Origin of the sequence: Curtobacterium sp. SL109 (genome assembly GCF_026672405.1) — a bacterium.
In the GTDB taxonomy this organism is placed as follows: Bacteria; Actinomycetota; Actinomycetes; order Actinomycetales; family Microbacteriaceae; genus Curtobacterium.
In genome coordinates this window covers 3,313,821-3,328,723 of record NZ_JAPPRB010000002.1, presented here as the reverse complement: position 1 = coordinate 3,328,723, position 14,903 = coordinate 3,313,821, and the positions used below count along the sequence as shown (strand labels likewise).

The 14,903-nt window shown below is 72.7% G+C and carries 19 protein-coding genes; 11 read left to right on the top strand and 8 right to left on the bottom strand.

What is annotated here, in order from left to right; all coding sequences use genetic code 11:
- Positions 1–26 precede the first annotated feature (26 nt).
- Entirely contained in the window at positions 27–947 is a 921-nt protein-coding gene (locus tag OVA28_RS17190) for a proline iminopeptidase-family hydrolase (protein ID WP_268097823.1), read from the bottom strand.
- Between the two features lie 94 nt (positions 948–1,041).
- On the opposite strand from OVA28_RS17190, the gene OVA28_RS17185 reads away from it, so the two are divergent.
- Together OVA28_RS17185 and OVA28_RS17180 are read left to right on the top strand one after the other, a co-directional pair.
- Entirely contained in the window at positions 1,042–1,776 is a 735-nt protein-coding gene (locus tag OVA28_RS17185; protein WP_268097822.1) for a FadR/GntR family transcriptional regulator, read from the top strand.
- A gap of 245 nt (positions 1,777–2,021) precedes the next feature.
- A complete protein-coding gene (locus OVA28_RS17180; RefSeq protein WP_194662409.1) occupies positions 2,022–2,762 on the top strand; it encodes a glycoside hydrolase family 16 protein in 741 nt (246 codons plus the stop codon).
- Here the strand turns inward: OVA28_RS17180 and OVA28_RS17175 are convergent.
- On the bottom strand, positions 2,746–3,204 hold the full coding sequence (locus OVA28_RS17175; protein WP_268097821.1) for an SRPBCC family protein: 459 nt from the start codon (positions 3,202–3,204) through the stop codon (positions 2,746–2,748). The genes OVA28_RS17180 and OVA28_RS17175 overlap by 17 nt on opposite strands.
- A gap of 37 nt (positions 3,205–3,241) precedes the next feature.
- Here OVA28_RS17175 and OVA28_RS17170 point away from each other — a divergent pair, with 37 nt between their 5' ends.
- The 4 genes from OVA28_RS17170 to epsC all read left to right on the top strand — a co-directional run bounded on the left by OVA28_RS17170 (position 3,242) and on the right by epsC (position 7,120).
- Positions 3,242–4,294 (top strand): YeiH family protein, encoded by a 1,053-nt coding sequence (locus OVA28_RS17170; protein ID WP_268097820.1) that lies wholly within the window; start codon positions 3,242–3,244, stop codon positions 4,292–4,294.
- Between the two features lie 32 nt (positions 4,295–4,326).
- A complete protein-coding gene (locus tag OVA28_RS17165) occupies positions 4,327–5,355 on the top strand; it encodes a dipeptidase (protein ID WP_268097819.1) in 1,029 nt (342 codons plus the stop codon).
- A gap of 248 nt (positions 5,356–5,603) precedes the next feature.
- Positions 5,604–6,542 (top strand): cysteine synthase A, encoded by a 939-nt coding sequence (gene cysK, locus OVA28_RS17160; RefSeq protein WP_268097818.1) that lies wholly within the window; start codon positions 5,604–5,606, stop codon positions 6,540–6,542.
- A complete protein-coding gene (gene epsC, locus OVA28_RS17155) occupies positions 6,539–7,120 on the top strand; it encodes a serine O-acetyltransferase EpsC (RefSeq protein WP_268097817.1) in 582 nt (193 codons plus the stop codon). Before cysK ends, epsC begins: the two co-directional genes overlap by 4 nt.
- 36 nt (positions 7,121–7,156) lie before the next feature.
- Here the strand turns inward: epsC and OVA28_RS17150 are convergent, their stop codons facing one another.
- Positions 7,157–7,465 (bottom strand): excalibur calcium-binding domain-containing protein, encoded by a 309-nt coding sequence (locus tag OVA28_RS17150; protein ID WP_268097816.1) that lies wholly within the window; start codon positions 7,463–7,465, stop codon positions 7,157–7,159.
- Positions 7,466–7,572: 107 nt separating this feature from the next.
- On the opposite strand from OVA28_RS17150, the gene OVA28_RS17145 reads away from it, so the two are divergent.
- Positions 7,573–7,983 (top strand): MmcQ/YjbR family DNA-binding protein, encoded by a 411-nt coding sequence (locus OVA28_RS17145; protein WP_268097815.1) that lies wholly within the window; start codon positions 7,573–7,575, stop codon positions 7,981–7,983.
- Positions 7,984–8,215: 232 nt separating this feature from the next.
- Here OVA28_RS17145 and OVA28_RS17140 read toward each other — a convergent pair whose 3' ends face one another.
- Complete coding sequence (locus OVA28_RS17140) at positions 8,216–8,863, bottom strand: MOSC domain-containing protein (RefSeq protein WP_268097813.1); 648 nt, start codon at positions 8,861–8,863, stop codon at positions 8,216–8,218.
- Positions 8,864–8,995: 132 nt separating this feature from the next.
- Here OVA28_RS17140 and OVA28_RS17135 point away from each other — a divergent pair, with 132 nt between their 5' ends.
- Genes OVA28_RS17135 through OVA28_RS17120 form a run of 4 tightly spaced genes read left to right on the top strand, consistent with a single transcriptional unit; the run spans position 8,996 to position 11,093 of the window.
- The gene (locus tag OVA28_RS17135) at positions 8,996–9,418 is read left to right on the top strand and encodes an Asp23/Gls24 family envelope stress response protein (protein WP_268097812.1); all 423 of its coding nucleotides are present in this window, start codon (positions 8,996–8,998) and stop codon (positions 9,416–9,418) included.
- 45 nt (positions 9,419–9,463) lie between these two features.
- A complete protein-coding gene (locus OVA28_RS17130) occupies positions 9,464–10,030 on the top strand; it encodes an RNA polymerase sigma factor (protein WP_268097811.1) in 567 nt (188 codons plus the stop codon).
- The gene (locus OVA28_RS17125) at positions 10,027–10,725 is read left to right on the top strand and encodes a hypothetical protein (protein ID WP_268097810.1); all 699 of its coding nucleotides are present in this window, start codon (positions 10,027–10,029) and stop codon (positions 10,723–10,725) included. The genes OVA28_RS17130 and OVA28_RS17125 overlap by 4 nt, the downstream gene beginning before the upstream one ends.
- The gene (locus OVA28_RS17120; RefSeq protein ID WP_268097809.1) at positions 10,722–11,093 is read left to right on the top strand and encodes a hypothetical protein; all 372 of its coding nucleotides are present in this window, start codon (positions 10,722–10,724) and stop codon (positions 11,091–11,093) included. Before OVA28_RS17125 ends, OVA28_RS17120 begins: the two co-directional genes overlap by 4 nt.
- A gap of 69 nt (positions 11,094–11,162) precedes the next feature.
- Here OVA28_RS17120 and OVA28_RS17115 read toward each other — a convergent pair whose 3' ends face one another.
- The 4 genes from OVA28_RS17115 to OVA28_RS17100 form a co-directional block, all read right to left on the bottom strand.
- Complete coding sequence (locus tag OVA28_RS17115; RefSeq protein ID WP_194662388.1) at positions 11,163–12,020, bottom strand: 3-hydroxyacyl-CoA dehydrogenase; 858 nt, start codon at positions 12,018–12,020, stop codon at positions 11,163–11,165.
- Complete coding sequence (locus OVA28_RS17110) at positions 12,017–13,186, bottom strand: low temperature requirement protein A (RefSeq protein WP_268097808.1); 1,170 nt, start codon at positions 13,184–13,186, stop codon at positions 12,017–12,019. Before OVA28_RS17110 ends, OVA28_RS17115 begins: the two co-directional genes overlap by 4 nt.
- Before the next feature lie 85 nt (positions 13,187–13,271).
- Positions 13,272–14,162 (bottom strand): phospholipase, encoded by an 891-nt coding sequence (locus OVA28_RS17105; protein ID WP_268097807.1) that lies wholly within the window; start codon positions 14,160–14,162, stop codon positions 13,272–13,274.
- Between the two features lie 235 nt (positions 14,163–14,397).
- Positions 14,398–14,859: a MarR family winged helix-turn-helix transcriptional regulator gene (locus tag OVA28_RS17100; RefSeq protein WP_194662385.1), complete on the bottom strand. Its 462-nt coding sequence runs from the start codon at positions 14,857–14,859 to the stop codon at positions 14,398–14,400.
- Between the last annotated feature and the right edge of the window lie 44 nt (positions 14,860–14,903).

Sequence of the window (14,903 nt, the reverse complement as noted above, 5' to 3'; positions counted from 1 at the left end):
GAGCCTCCCGTCCGGTGGTGGCCGGGTCAGGCGGCGTCGCGGCCGGCGTCGTCGTGTGCGTCCATGAAGGCCGCGACGACGCGGCGGAACTCCTCCGGCTGTTCGAGGTGGCTGCAGTGGCTGGCGCCGGGGAAGACGTGCTGGCGGACGTCGGCGATCCGGTCCACGAAGGGGGCCCACGTGGCGGGGGTCGCCTCGTCGTGCTCGCCGGCGACGACGAGCGTCGGGACGGTGACGCGGTCGAGCCGGTCGATGACGGTCCAGTCGCGCAGGGTGCCGATGACGTGGAACTCGTTCGGGCCGTTCATGGTGTGGTAGACGGTCGGTTCCGCCTCCATCTGGGCCTCGGAGTCGACGAAGTCCGGGTGGTTCGGGACGACGCGGCAGACGTGGCGCTCGTAGAACACCTGCGTCGCGGCGACGTACTCCGCGGCGTCCGTGGTGCCGGCCTCCTCGTGCCGGGTCAGGGCCTCCTGCACGTCGGCGGGCAGCTGCGCGCGGAGCTCGGCGGCGCCCTCGACCCAGAGCTGCATCGAGGCGGGGGAGTTGCAGATCATGAGCGACCGGAGCCCCTCGGGCTGGCGCACCGCGATCTCGGCGCCGAGCATCCCGCCCCAGGACTGTCCGAGCACGTGGTGCTCCCCGAGGCCCAGGTGCTCGACGAGCGCGGTGTACTCGTCGACGAACAGCTGGGGCTGCCAGGAGTCGACCGGGGCGTCCGGCCGGTGGGAGCTGCGACCGCAGCCGAACTGGTCGTGGTGCACGACGGTGCGTCCGGTCTCGTCCGCCAGGGCGGCGAGGTTGCGGAGGTAGTCGTGGGCCATGCCGGGGCCGCCGTGCAGCACGACGAGGGGCAGGGCGCCGGGGACGGGTTCGTCCGGAGTGGTGATCCGGTACCAGGTCTCGCCGTCCTGGAACGGCATCGTGGATTCGCTGACGCGGGACATGACGGTCAGCATGGACGGGCGAAAGGTCCCAGGCAAGACCTTTTCTCCTCGTTTAACGTGGTCGTAACAGGGCAACGCGGCGGAGAGGGGTCTCGTGACGGTTCGTGCGCCGGAGACCCGCGTCGACGAGGTCGAGGACCGCCTGGTCACCGCCGTCGCCGTGGGGGAGTACCTGCCCGGCACGGGGCTGCCGCCGGAACGCGAGCTCGCCGCGCTGCTCGGCGTCGCGCGGGTCACCGTGCGTGGCGCGATCGCCCGGCTGGTCGACCGCGGGCTGCTCGAGACCCGACGCGGTCGTGGCGGCGGCACCTTCGTCCGGACGCAGTGGCCGGACTCCTCGTCCGAGGCCGTCGGCCGCGTGCTGCTCGCCCGCTGGGCCGGCATCCAGGACAGTGCCGACGCCATCGCGCTGCTCCACGGGGCCCTCGCGACCGCCGCCGCCGAGCGCGTCACGCCGACTGAGGCCACGGCCATCCGGCAGTGCCTCGAGGCCTTCCGCGCCGCCGCGTCCGGCGCCGAGAAGCAGCAGGCCGACGCGGTGCTGCACCGCACCATCATCGAGGCCGCCCGCAACGAGGCCCTGCGCGCGGCGCTCGCCGGCCTCGAGGCTCAGATCTCCATCGCCGCTCCCGCGCACCTCTGGGGCACCGCCGACGGGATGGCCGTCATGGAGGAGCGGGCGCTCCACGACCACGAGGCCCTCGTCGACGCCGTGTGTGACGGACGCGCCGCGGACGCCGGCGTCATCGCGCGGAAGCACGTCGGGATCGACGTCGAACTCCTGCAGCAGGCCATGCTCCGCGCCGGTCAGGTCCCGACCCAGGACTGACCAGCGCCTTGACCAGCGCCCCGGACCCCGGCGTGACCCGGACCTGTCGGCGTGATCCGGATGACCTGTACATGCCATGGGATCCGTGGTGGTACAAGCACCCTCTACTGGGGGCACGGAAGCCCTGTCAACCCCGTTCCGCCGGCCGATCGTGCCACGTAACATCCTCGCGAGCGGCTGAGAGGCGGCCGCTCGGACACCCCTCGGGACAGGGGTCTCGTGGTCACATCAGGGAGTGACAGCTCATGCAGAAACGCACCACCATGCGGTCCGTGCTGGCCGCCGCAGTGCTCTCCGCGGCCCTCGTCGCCGTGCCGGTCGGGTCCGGCGCGACGGCCACCGCCGCCACCTCCGCGACGTTCAAGCAGACCTTCGCGGAGAGCTTCCGGACGAACGCCGCCGCCAACGGACCGTTCGCCAGGACCTACGCCAACTCGTGGCAGCCCTACCCCGACGGGACGGGCGGCATGTACTGGTCCGGGTCGCAGATCAGCGCCGCGAACGGCGTCATGGACGTCAAGCTCGGCGGGGCGAAGGGCGCTGCCGGCACCTTCGGCACACCGACCGGCGCCTGGGGCCACAAGGGCGGCAAGTTCGAGGTCCGGGCGAAGGCCACCGGCGGCACGGCGAACGGCGCGGCCTTCATCCTGTGGCCGACGTCGAACGTGTGGTCCGAGGGTGAGATCGACTTCCCGGAGAGCAACTTCGAGGCCACCCCGATGCTCCACCAGCACTCGATGGTCGCCGGGCAGGAGTCCAGCGCGACGAGTGTCTCGACGGGCGTCTCGTGGCGCACGTGGCACACGTACTCGGTCGAGTGGATCCCGGGGAAGTCCGTGCGCTACCTCGTCGACGGCGCGGTGGTGTCGACGGTCACGAAGAACGTGCCGAGGACGGCGCACCGCTACATGTTCCAGGTGGGCAACTGGGGCGCGGCGGGGCACCTGTACATCGACTACGTGCGCACCTTCAGCTACGTGGGCTGAGCTCCGCGGCGAGCGAGCGGTTCCGCTCCGCGATCAGCCGCACCAGGTGGCGCCGGAGCACCAGGACCTCGGCGAGCCGGCCGAGCGGGCCGAGCGGCGCGCGGAACGGGACGGTGTCGACCATCCGCGTCCCGCGCGCCGACGGCTCGAACCGGTGCTCGTGCCGGAACCGGGCGAACGGACCACGGACCTGTTCGTCGACGAACCGGTGAGGAGCCTCCAGGCTCGTGATCTGGCTCGTCATCCGCCAGACGACACCGAGGTGGCGGGCACGCCACGTGACGGACTCGCCGAGGCCGATGGATCCGGTGGTCGTGCCGGCGACGGCCCGCTCGCCGGTGGCGGCCATCGAGCGCTCGTGCGCGCCGATGTCGAGCGACACCGCGAAGGCGCGCTCCGGCGACGCAGCGAGCTCGGTCTCGATGCGGAAGGTCGCAGTCATGGTCCGATCCTGGCCGAGCAGGCGGCAGGATGGGGGCATGTCCGCCATCACGACCGCCAGGAGGCTCGCCCCGGGTCTCGCACTCGCCACCGGGATCGCCGTGGTCGCCACCGTGATCGGTCGGTTCCTGCCCGTCGTCGGCGCACCGGTGAGCGGGGTGGTGCTCGGCGCCGTGATCGGGCTCGTGCGGCGACCGTCCGACGCGGTGAAGCCCGGCATCACGACCGCGAGCAAGTTCGTGCTCCAGCTCGCCGTGGTGCTGCTCGGTGCGCAGCTGTCGCTCCTCGAGGTCGCGCGCGTCGGCGTCGAGTCGCTGCCCGTGATGCTCGGCACACTCGTGATCTGCCTGGTCGCCGCGTGGCTGGTCGGACGGGCGCTCGGCGTGGTCGGCAACCTGCGCACGCTCATCGGGGTCGGGACGGGCATCTGCGGGGCGTCCGCGATCGCCGCGGTCACGCCGGTCATCGGAGCGCTCTCGGTCGAGGTCGCGTACGCCGTCTCCACGATCTTCCTGTTCAACGTCGCCGCGGTGATCGTCTTCCCGGTCGTCGGGCACGCCCTCGGGATGAGCCAGCACGCGTTCGGGCTGTTCGCCGGCACCGCCGTGAACGACACGTCGTCGGTGGTGGCAGCCGCGAGCACCTACGGCACGCAGGCCGCGAACTTCGCCGTCGTCGTGAAGCTCGTCCGGACGCTCATGATCATCCCGATCGTGCTCGGGCTCGCGTGGATCGTCGGGCGTCGGGAGCAGGCCGCTGCCGCGATCGCCGCGTCGGAGGCCGGCGCCGAGCCGACACCCGCCGTCCGCTGGACCCCACGGCGGGTGTTCCGCCTGGTCCCGTGGTTCCTCATCGGCTTCGTCGTCGCCGCGGCGGTCAACTCCACCGGGGTCCTCCCGGGGCCGGTGCACCCGGCGATCGCCGCGGTCGCCGCGTTCCTCATCACCGTGGCGCTCAGCGCGATCGGACTGTCCACCGACGTCGCCGGCTTCCGGCGCGCCGGGTTCCGGCCGCTCGTGCTCGGGCTCGTGCTGTGGGTCGTCGTGTCGCTGTCGAGCCTCGGGCTGATGGCCGTGACCGGCTCGTTCTGACGTCGTCCGTGCCGCCCGGTAGCGTCGGGGGCATGACCTCTCCCTTCCCGGTGATCGACGGCCACAACGACCTGCCGTGGGAGCGCCGCGAGTCGCACGACTCCGGGCTCGACGGCATCGACACCGAGCAGGACTCCCTCCACACCGACCTGCCGAAGCTCCGCGCCGGCGGTGTCGTCGGGCAGTTCTGGTCGGTCTTCGTGCCCGCGGACGACCCCGACCCCGTGCGGACGACCCTGCAGCAGGTCGACCTCGTGCACCGGATGGTCGAGCGGTACCCGGACGACCTCGCCCTCGCCAGGACCGCCGCCGAGGTCCGCGCCGCCGTCGACTCCGGGCGCATCGCGTCGTTGCTCGGCGCCGAGGGCGGACACTCGATCGGCGACGACCTCGCCGTGCTCCGCGTCCTCGCACGGCTCGGCGTGCGCTACATGACCCTGACGCACAACGAGGACACGCCCTGGGCCGACTCGGCCACGGGAGCCCGGGCGCACGGTGGCCTGACGGATCGCGGGCGGGAGGTCGTCGCGGAGATGGAGCGCAACGGCATGCTCGTCGACCTGTCCCACACCGCCCCGGCGACGATGCGCGACACCCTCGACGTCGCCACCCGCCCGGTCCTCTTCAGCCACTCGTCCACCGTCGCGATCGACGACCACCCGCGGAACGTCCCCGACGACGTGCTCGCCCGCCTGGCCGACAACGGCGGCGTCGTGATGCTGACGTTCGTGCCGAAGTTCGTCTCGCGCGCCTGGGCCGACTGGGAGGAGGCCGGCTCCGAGGGGGAGGGTCCGCTCGTCACGGTGTCGGACGTCGCGGACCACGTCGAGCACGCGCGGGAGGTCGCCGGCGCCGCACACATCGGCCTCGGCGGGGACTACGACGGCACCCCGGTGCTGCCGCCGGACCTGCGCGACGTGTCGCGGTACCCGGTGCTCGCCGCCGAGCTCGAGCGCCGCGGGTGGGGTGCCGCGGACCTCGGGGCGCTGGCGAGCGGCAACGTGCTCCGCGTGCTCGAGGCCACCGACGACCGTTTCACCCGCACGGCCCTCGTGCGCTGAGCCCGCAGCGCCCGTCCTCCCCTCCATCGAGGGAGCAGGAGTCGTCGGGTCGCGCGGGCCCACACGACGTCTTCTGCTCCCTCGATGCGGCGACCGCGGGGTACGAGCGACGGACGGGAGGGCGTGGTGCGCCCCGCGGTCGGGGCGCGTCACAGACACGGCCACGTCGGGTCCGGTGGCTAGGATCGCAGGCGCACACCGCGCCTCCAGGATGGGTCGCGGACGCGACCGACGTGAGGACGGAACCGATGAGCGGCACCATCTACGACAACATCTCGCAGGCCTTCGGGAACACCCCGCTCGTGCGGCTGAACCGGCTGCCGGCCGAGGGCGGGGCTGAGGTCCTCGCGAAGCTCGAGTTCTACAACCCGGGCGCCAGCGTGAAGGACCGCCTCGGCGTCGCGATCATCGACGCTGCCGAGGAGTCCGGCGAACTCAAGCCGGGCGGCACGATCGTGGAGGGCTCGTCGGGCAACACCGGCATCGCGCTCGCCCTGGTCGGCGCTGCGCGTGGGTACGACGTGATCGTGACGATGCCCGAGACCATGAGCGTCGAGCGTCGGGCCGTGATGCGCGCGTACGGCGCCGAGATCGTCCTGACCCCTGGCGCTGAGGGCATGCAGGGCGCCGTTGCCCGGGCCGCGGCCATCGTCGACGAGACGCCCGGCGCGATCCTGGCCCACCAGTTCGAGACAGCCGCGAACGCCGCCATCCACCGTCGGACCACGGCGGAGGAGATCCTCCGCGACACCGAGGAGCACGTGGACGTGTTCATCGCGGGCGTCGGGACCGGCGGCACCATCACGGGTGTCGGCCAGGTGCTCAAGGAACGCGTGCCCGGCGTGCAGATCGTCGCCGTCGAACCCGCGGACTCGCCGCTCCTGACGCAGGGCAAGGCCGGGCCGCACAAGATCGCCGGCATCGGCGCGAACTTCGTCCCCGAGGTGCTCGACCGCTCCGTCATCGACGAGGTCTTCGACGTCGAGCTCGACGACGCCCTGCGGGTGGCCCGTGCCCTGGCCACCGACGAGGGCATCCTCGCGGGCATCTCCTCCGGTGCGATCATCCACGCCGCCCTCGTCATCGCGGCGCGGCCCGAGAACGCCGGCAAGCGCATCGTCGCGATCGTCTGCGACACCGGCGAGCGCTACCTGTCGACCGTGCTGTTCGAGGGGCTCACTGCGTGACCCGAGCTCGACGAGGCGTGCTGTGGACCATCCGCGAGGACCTCGCCGCAGCACGCCGAGGTGACCCGGCAGCGCGCGGGGACCTCGAGAACGCCGTGGTCTACTCCGGGTTGCACGCGATCTGGGCATACCGGCTGTCGCACCGGCTGTGGCTGGCGCAGGGGCTGCCCGGCTCCCGGTTCGCCGCCCGGATCGTCGCGCAGACGGCCCGCATGCTCACCGGCATCGAGATCCACCCCGGTGCCCGCATCGGCGAGCGGTTCTTCATCGACCACGGCATGGGTGTCGTCATCGGCGAGACGGCCGTCGTCGGGCATGACGTCCTGATGTTCCACGGCGTGACACTCGGCGGACGCGGCGGTGCCCACGGCCCGGGCGCCAAACGGCACCCGACCGTGGGGGACCGCGTGGTGCTCGGCGCCGGGTCGTCCCTGATCGGCGCGATCACGGTCGGGGACGACTCGGTCGTCGGCGCGGGCACGGTCGTCACGAAGGACGTCCCCGCGGGGTCGGTCGTCACCGGTGTCGCCGGCGCCGCCCGACCGCGGTCGGGCGGCGAGGGCGTGCCGGCGCTCTGACCGGGACACTGCCGGGGCCGGACCCCCGGCGTCGGGTCAGCTCTTCTCGCAGGCGATGCCGTCACCGTCGCGGTCGGACTTCTTGTTCGCGTTGTACAGGGCGTCGTCCTTCTTGACCGTGCCCTGGAGCGCGCGGTAGGTCACCTTCCCGCCGGACGTGACCTTGTTCCTGGTCACCGACTTCTTCGCGATGCCGCCGGAGTAGACCTTGTTGATCGCGGTGCAGTTCTTGTAGACGGTCGGAGCGGCCTGGGCCGACGCTGCTCCGCCGAGCGACACGGTGGTCGCCAGGACGGCTGCGGCAGCGGACAGGCCGATGGTGCGGATGACACGGTTGGTGCGCATGGGTTCCCCCGGGAGGTCGATGTCGCGTCGGGTACGCGGCACGCTGATCATATGGATTCCTCAGCTGCTGTGGGGGTGATGTCCCGATCGTGCGGCATGCTGGCGTGATGGACGGGCAAGCCCTGCACGAGGTCGCACTGCGGACGGCCCTGGCGCTGCCCGCGACCGAGGAGACGCAGCCCTTCGGCGAGGGCGCGATCGTCGTCAAGGTCGTCGGGAAGATGTTCGTGATGACGACCGAGCTGCGGGGCGTCCCGATCGTGAACCTCAAGTGCGCACCGCCCCACGGCGCTGCGCTGGTGCGCGACCTCGCCGAGGTCACGCCGGGGTGGCACATGGACAAGCGCCACTGGATCACGCTGTCGCCGGGGCCGGGCATCGACGAGGTCCTGGTGGAGGACCTCGTCGCCAACGCATGGGACCTCGTCGTGGCGGGCCTCCCGCGGGCGCGGCGGCCGCTCGACCCGATGCGGGGGGACGGCGTGCCGCCGAGCGGAGGGGCAGCCGGTCCGTCATGACCGTGGCACGGACATCGCGTCGCGACGGGTCGCGATGTCCGCGGGCGGGCGGGCGCGGGCGGCCTGGAGGACCGGTGCCAGTCCGCCGGACGCGTCCCGGGCCTCCAGGCGGTTCGGTCCGCATCTGCACAACGGAAGTGGGCTCGCGCCGCCTTCGTGGGTGGTTCGAGCCGGCACCGGTGGTGCGGTGCCGGTTCGCGCCCCGGCCCCTGCGCCCAGCCCGCCCGCGCCCCTAGACGGCCGCGCGGACCCGCCCGGGCGCCAGCGCCTTGCGCGCCTCGCGCTCCACCTTCGGCGCGACCGGCCGGTCGACGTCGAGCACGGCCTGCGCCTGTTCCGGTGTGAGCCCGGCGAACATGTCGCCGATGGTGACGCCGTGCGCCGGCCGGTCGACGACGGTGACGGAGTCGCCCGCAGCGACCGGCCCCGACTTCAGCACGCGGAGGTACGCGCCGGGTCGGCCCTCGTCCGCGAACCGCTTCACCCACTTCGCGATGCCCATCCGCCGGGCGAAGGTGCCACAGGGGATGCGGGGGATCGTGACCTCGAGCAGCAGGGTCTCGCCGACGCGCCAGCGCTCCCCGATGACCGCTCCGGTGACCTCGACCCCGGACGTGCGGAGGTTCTCGCCGAACAGCCCGGCGGGCACGGGGCGGTCGAGCATCGCGGCGAAGTGCTCGGCGTCCTCGTCGGCGTAGGCGTACACGGCCTGGTCCTCGCCGCCGTGGTGCTTCCGGTCGGCCTGCACGTCGGCGTGCAACCCGAGCGGCCGGACACGGACGGGCCCCTCGACGGGGCGTTTGTCGATGGCCGTGACCCCGATGACGCCGGAGTCGGGCAGCAGGCGGTCCACACGGCAGACGGCGATCACGGTCGACATGGGACAACCCTGCCGCATCCGGGGTCCCGACCGGAAGCTGGCAGTTGCCTGGACCCCGTGACGATCCACCCGGGCCCGCCGTCCCATCCGTGAACGACGAACACCACGACCCGCGACAGAAGGAGCACGACCATGACCGACATCACCCGCGCCACGAGCGCCACCCCCACCGCCTCCGGCAAGACCGTCATCGACGACGCCGTCGTCTCGAAGGTCGCCGGCATCGCCGTGCGCGAGGTCCCCGGCGTCCACGGCCTCGGTGGCGGCGCAGCCCGTGCCATCGGTGCCCTCCGCGACGCCATCGGCCAGCGCGACCACAGCCAGGGCGTCAAGGTCGAGGTCGGCGAGCACCAGGTCGCTGCCGACGTCGTCATCGTCGCCGAGTACCCCGTCGCGCTGCAGGACCTCGCCGAGGCCGTCCGCTCGTCGGTCACCCGCGCGATCGAGCAGCTCGTGGGCCTCGACGTCACCGAGGTCAACGTCACGGTGCAGGACGTCTTCATCCCGGGCGAGGACGACGACGCCGAGGACGCGCAGCCGGCTCGCGTCGCCTGAGACCGCGCACGGCGTTCCCCCATCACTGACCAGTAGAAGGTAAGCGTGCAGCACCAACCTCCCGGGACGGCCCTCGTCGACCTGGACGACGGCGTCCTCGCCGGCCGCTCGGCCGACGGGGACGTCCGGGCGTTCGAGGTCCTGATCCGGCGGCACACGCCGCTGCTCCGGGCCTACGCGCGTCGCACGCTCGGCTCCACCGACGAGCTCGACGACGTCGTGCAGGAGACCTTCATCACCGCGTGGGACAAGCTCGACGCCCTCGAGGACCGCGCGCACGTCCGGGCGTGGATGATGCGGATCCTCTCGCGCAAGTGCCTCGACCGCATCCGTGCCCGCCGCGACCACGACGACGTCACCGAGCTCGAGGTCGCCGCTCCCACCGACGGTGCCCCCGAGCGGGTCGCCGAGGCGCGGGACCGGGAGCACGCGGCCGAGCTCGCCCTGGCGTCCCTGCCCGAGGCGCAGCGTCGGTGCTGGGTGATGAAGGAACTCCTCGGCTACCGGTACGAGGAGATCGCGGAGGAGCTCGACGTGCCGCTCTCGACCGTCCGGGGGCTGCTGTCCCGAGCCCGGAAGAACATGATCAGTCTGATGGAGGGATGGCGATGACCGCCGGACCCGACCCCCGCGAGAGCGACCCCAGCGTCCTCGCCGCCCTCGAACCCGAGGACCTCGACGGACACTCGATCGACGAGCTCGCCGACTACCTCGACGCCGGCATGCAGCCGGCGGACCCGAGCATCGACGACTCGCCCGCGTGCCAGAACGCCCTCGCCGCCATCATCCGGCTGCGGAACGCCTCGCTCAGCGCCCTCGAGACGGCAGCCCAGCTCGAGGCCCCCGCGGACGAGTCCTGGATCGGTGGGGTGCTGGCGAACATCTCGCTCGAAGCCCGTGCCGGCCGCGACGTCCCCCTGCGCGCCGAGTCCGAGACCGAGCGTCCCGTGATGACCGAGGGCGCGATCCGCTCCCTCGTCCGTCGTGCCGGCGACGCCGTCCCCGGCATCGTCGTCTCACGCTGTTCCATCGAGGGCGACGTCACCGTCTTCGCCGCACCCGTGCGTGTCACGGTCGAGGTCGCGATCATCGCCGGCCCCGCGATCCACGCGACGGCGGAGCTGGTCCGCGCCGGTGTGACCACCGCGCTGGCCGAGCAGACCGACCTGGTCGTCGAGGCCGTCGACGTCCTGGTCCGCGACCTCCTGGTCGAGCCGGCAGCCGTCTCCGAGGCCGCCTCCGGACGGACCCGCACGGTCGACCCGACCGACACCACCGACAGCACCGCAGGGGAGGCCGACGCATGAGCGACACCGACGACACCCGTGAGACCGGCACGCAGCTCCCTGCCGCGGTCCCGTCCGAGCCGCCCACGTGGTCGGCCGCTGCCCTCGCCGCGATCGAGGCCGTCGTCCTCGAGGTCCCCGGCGTCGCCGACCTCTTCCGCGCCCGCCCGACGGTGCAGAGCGCCGTCACCGCGATCCGCTTCGGCGTCACCCCGACGGTCAGTCGTCTGGTGCTCGACGGCGCCGTGCTCCGCATCGTGATCGGCACCGACGGCTTCGCGCCGGCACCGGCCGTCGCCCGCGCCGTGCACGACGCCGCTCTCGACGAGGCCGCCCGGCACCGTCTCGTGCTCTCGCGCGTCGACGTCCGCATCGCCCGCATCGGCTGACGCGACCACAGACGGACGGGAGGCCCGTGGCGGCGCCGCCACGGGCCTCCAGTCCGCCGTCAGGCCCGGTCAGGAGTACCTGTAGAAGCCCTCCCCGGACTCCACGCCGAACTTCCCCTGGTCGAGGTAGTGCTCCTGCAGGTACGCGGCCCAGAGCCGCGCACCCTCGTCGTCGCTGGCCGACGAGATGGCGTGGACCGTCCGGAGACCGACCACGTCGATGATCTGGAACGGCCCCATCGGGGCTCCGGTCCCGATGCGCCAGGTCGCGTCGACCGTCTCGGGTTCGGCCACGCCGCGCAGGACGAGCTGGGCGGCAGCGCCGAGGAGCGGGACGAGCAGGGAGTTGAGGACGTACCCGGGCTGCTCCTTGCGGACGGGGATCGGGACCATGCCGATCTCGGCCGCGAACGCGAGGACCCGGTCGAACACGGCCGGGTCGGTCTCCGGGCCGCCCATCACCTCGGCGGTGTTCTGCCGCCAGATGTGGTTCGCGAAGTGCAGCGCGAGGAACCGGTCCGGCCGGCCGGTGGCCTCGGCGAGCTGGCTCGGCAGCAAGGTCGAGGAGTTCGTCGCGAACACGGTCGACTCCGGAGCCGTCCGTGCGAGTTCGGCGTAGACGCGTTCCTTGAGCGTGAGGACCTCGGGGACGGCCTCGATGACGAGGTCCGCCTCCGCCGCGCACGTGGCGAGGTCGCTGGTGAGGGTGATGCGGGCGATGCCGGCGTCAGCCGCATCGCGGTGCTCCTCGCCGAGGTCGGCCAGGTACTGCGTGTGGATCGTCTGCAGCCGGGTACGCGCAGCCTCGAGCGCCTGCTCGTCGACGTCGTACGCGACGACCGGGAGGCCGTGGACGGCTCCCTGGAACGCGATCTGCGCGCCGAGGACGCCGGCGCCGACGACGGTGACGTGGGGGAAGGTGGTCATGGGGTCCTGCTTCCTGGGAGGGGGACGGCGGCGACTTCGAGCACCACGACGATCGCGGCCACCAGCAGCGCCGTCGCGACGAGCGAGGCTGCCGGCACGGCGGTGCTCGCGACGATCGCGAGGGTGAGGACGACGACGGTCACGTTCGCCCGGAGGGTGAGCGACGGGCGCAGGGCCAGCGCCCAGACGGCGGCGACGAAGACCGCCACGGGGACCGCGACGGTCGCGGCGACCGAGGCGTGCGACAGGTCCGCGTGGCCCGCGTCGGCGCTCACCGCGACCTCGATCCCGGCGGGCAGGGCGGCAGCGGCGGCGAACACGACGTAGTGCCCGTAGCCGAACAGCAGCGCGCTCGGCAGACCGCGGATGTGCTCGTGCTGCTCGCGGGAGAAGTAGATCCACCACAGTCCGGCGACGATCACGAGCCCACCGGCGGCGAGGACCAGCAGCGGCGCCAGGTGTTCCGCGTCGTGCAGGCCGTCGATGACCGCGCTCGCGGAGGCGACGAGCCCCTCGCCGAGGACGATCAGCGTGAACAGCGAGTACCGCTCCGCGATGTGGCGTCGGTGCCAGGGCGTCGTCGCGGTGCCGGACTCCGCCCACACCGGGACGGCCATCTCGAGCAGCACGAGCACCGGCGCCACGAACGGCATGGAGCCGGCGGGCAGGAACAGCATGGCGACCCACAGCGCCTGCACGACGACGATGCCCACGGCGTAGCGCACCGCGTTCGCCCGGTACGCCGGGCTGGACACGGCCGCACGGATCCACTGTGCGACGAGGGCCAGGCGCATGACGACGTACCCGATGACGACGACGGTGAAGTCGCCGTCCTGCATCGCCGGACCGACCCCGGCGGCGAGCACGAGCACACCGGCCATCTGCACGAAGGTCGTGACGCGGTACAGCCAGTCGTCGGTGTCGAACGAGGTGGCGAACCACGTGAAGTTGATCCACGCCCACCAGATCGAGAAGAAGACCAGCGCGTAGGCGAGGACCGCGGCCGTGACGTGGCCCTCGGCCTCGATCTCGTGCAGGTTCGTCGCGGCGAAGCCCACCGCGACGACGAACACCAGGTCGAACAGCAGCTCGAGCGGGCTCGCGGCTCGGTGGTCCTCGGCGGGGTCGCGGGGCGCCATGCGGCGGAGTCCGGTCAGCGGGGGCACGGGTTCTGCTTACACGGCGACGGGCCCCGAGGGGAACCCGGGACCCGTCGCCGTGCGTGTCGTCTGCTGAGGAGCGGGTGGTCGCTCAGTAGAAGTTGTTCGCCTGCGAGTGGCCCCACGCGGCGCACGGGGTGCCGTACGCGGCCGAGATGTACTGCAGCCCCCAGGTGACCTGGGTGGTGGCGTTGGTCTGCCAGTCGGCCGCGACCGTCCCCATCTTCGACCCGGGCAGGGCCTGCGGGATGCCGGTGGCGCCACCGTTCGCGTTGTACGCCCGGTAGTTCCAGCCCGACTCCTTGGTCCACAGGTTGTCGAGGCACTGGAACTGGTCGGCTCCCCAGCCGAACCGCGACGCGGCGAGGGCGCTCGCGGTGGCCTTGGCTCCGGCCGGGGTGTTCGCGGCCGCCTGTGCTGCTGCGGCCTTCGCGGCGGCTGCTGCTGCTGCGTCGGCGGCGGCCTTCGCGGCTGCGGCGTCCGCCCGGGCCTTCGCTTCGGCGGCCCGGGCGTCGGCGTCGCGCTTGTCCTGGTCGGCGCTCGCCTGGGCGACGTCCTGCACGGTGTCGACGGTCGTCTCGATCCGGTCGCTGAGCGCGCCGCCCGAGAGCGTCGGGTAGTCGGACAGCGCCGAGATGTGGCGCTCGAGCGTCGACGTGTCGGTCTTGTCGTTGGCGTCCGCGAGGACCGTGCGCGCGGTGACGATGGTCGCCGCCGCCTGGGCCCGGTCGAGGTCGGTGCCGTGGAGCGCCGGCGTCGCGGAGGCGCTGGCGGTCGGGACCCCGAGCGCCTCACCGAGGGCGGGCTGGGTGCCGACGGCGAGCGCACCGCCCGCGATCGCGAGGACCGCGGCGCCGCTGACGGCGAGGACACCGCGGCGACGCAGGGCCCGGCGGAACCGGCGGCTCGGGGAGTCCAGCGCCTGTCGGCGGGTGGTGGGGGTGGGGGTCGTGCTCGGGGGGAGGGGGTGCTGTCCTGTCATCGTTTCCGGTGGTCAGGCGGCTCCGATCGTGCGCGCTGCGTCGTCGCGCGGGCACGGGGAGCCGGGGGAGACCGGACGGTGGTGTGGGGCCCGTCCGTCCGCCGGTGCGCGGCCGTGTGGGGCGGCCGCCGCGGTGGCGAAGCGGCAACGATGACTCGTCACCCTGAACGGACGGTCCATCCCGGGCCCGATCCAGCCCTCCTGAACGGCCGGTAACGGTTCGGTAACGGCTGGTTCAGCGGTCCGAGCTGGCATTCTCCTGAGCGGTCCGACCCTGCGCCACACGCTCGAGGGCGTCGAGGGCCTGGGCGATCGCGGCGACGTCGTCAGCGGGCAGTTCCTCGATGAGCTCGGCGACCAGTCCGGTGCGTCGGGAACGGGCTTCCTCGACCGCGGCGATGCCGGCCTCGGTGGCGCTCACCATGAACGCGCGGCCGTCGGTCGGGTCGGCTTCGCGGGCGATGAAGCCGCGCTGTTCGAGCTCCGTCAGGATGCGGGTCATCGTGGGCTTCGTGACGACCTCGATCCGCGACAGGTCGCCGGGGCGCAGGGGTCCGTGGGCCTGGATCGTGGCGAGCGCGGAGATGATCCCGTACCCGAGCGAGGCGGAGTCGGTGCGGGCGCGGCGGTTGATCCGTCCGACCGCTCCGGCGAGGCGTGCGGCGACCTCGGTGCGGTCCGTCTGCCGAGTGCTCATCTGCTGCTCCGGGAGTGCTCGTCGGGTGGGTTCCCGCGATGCTA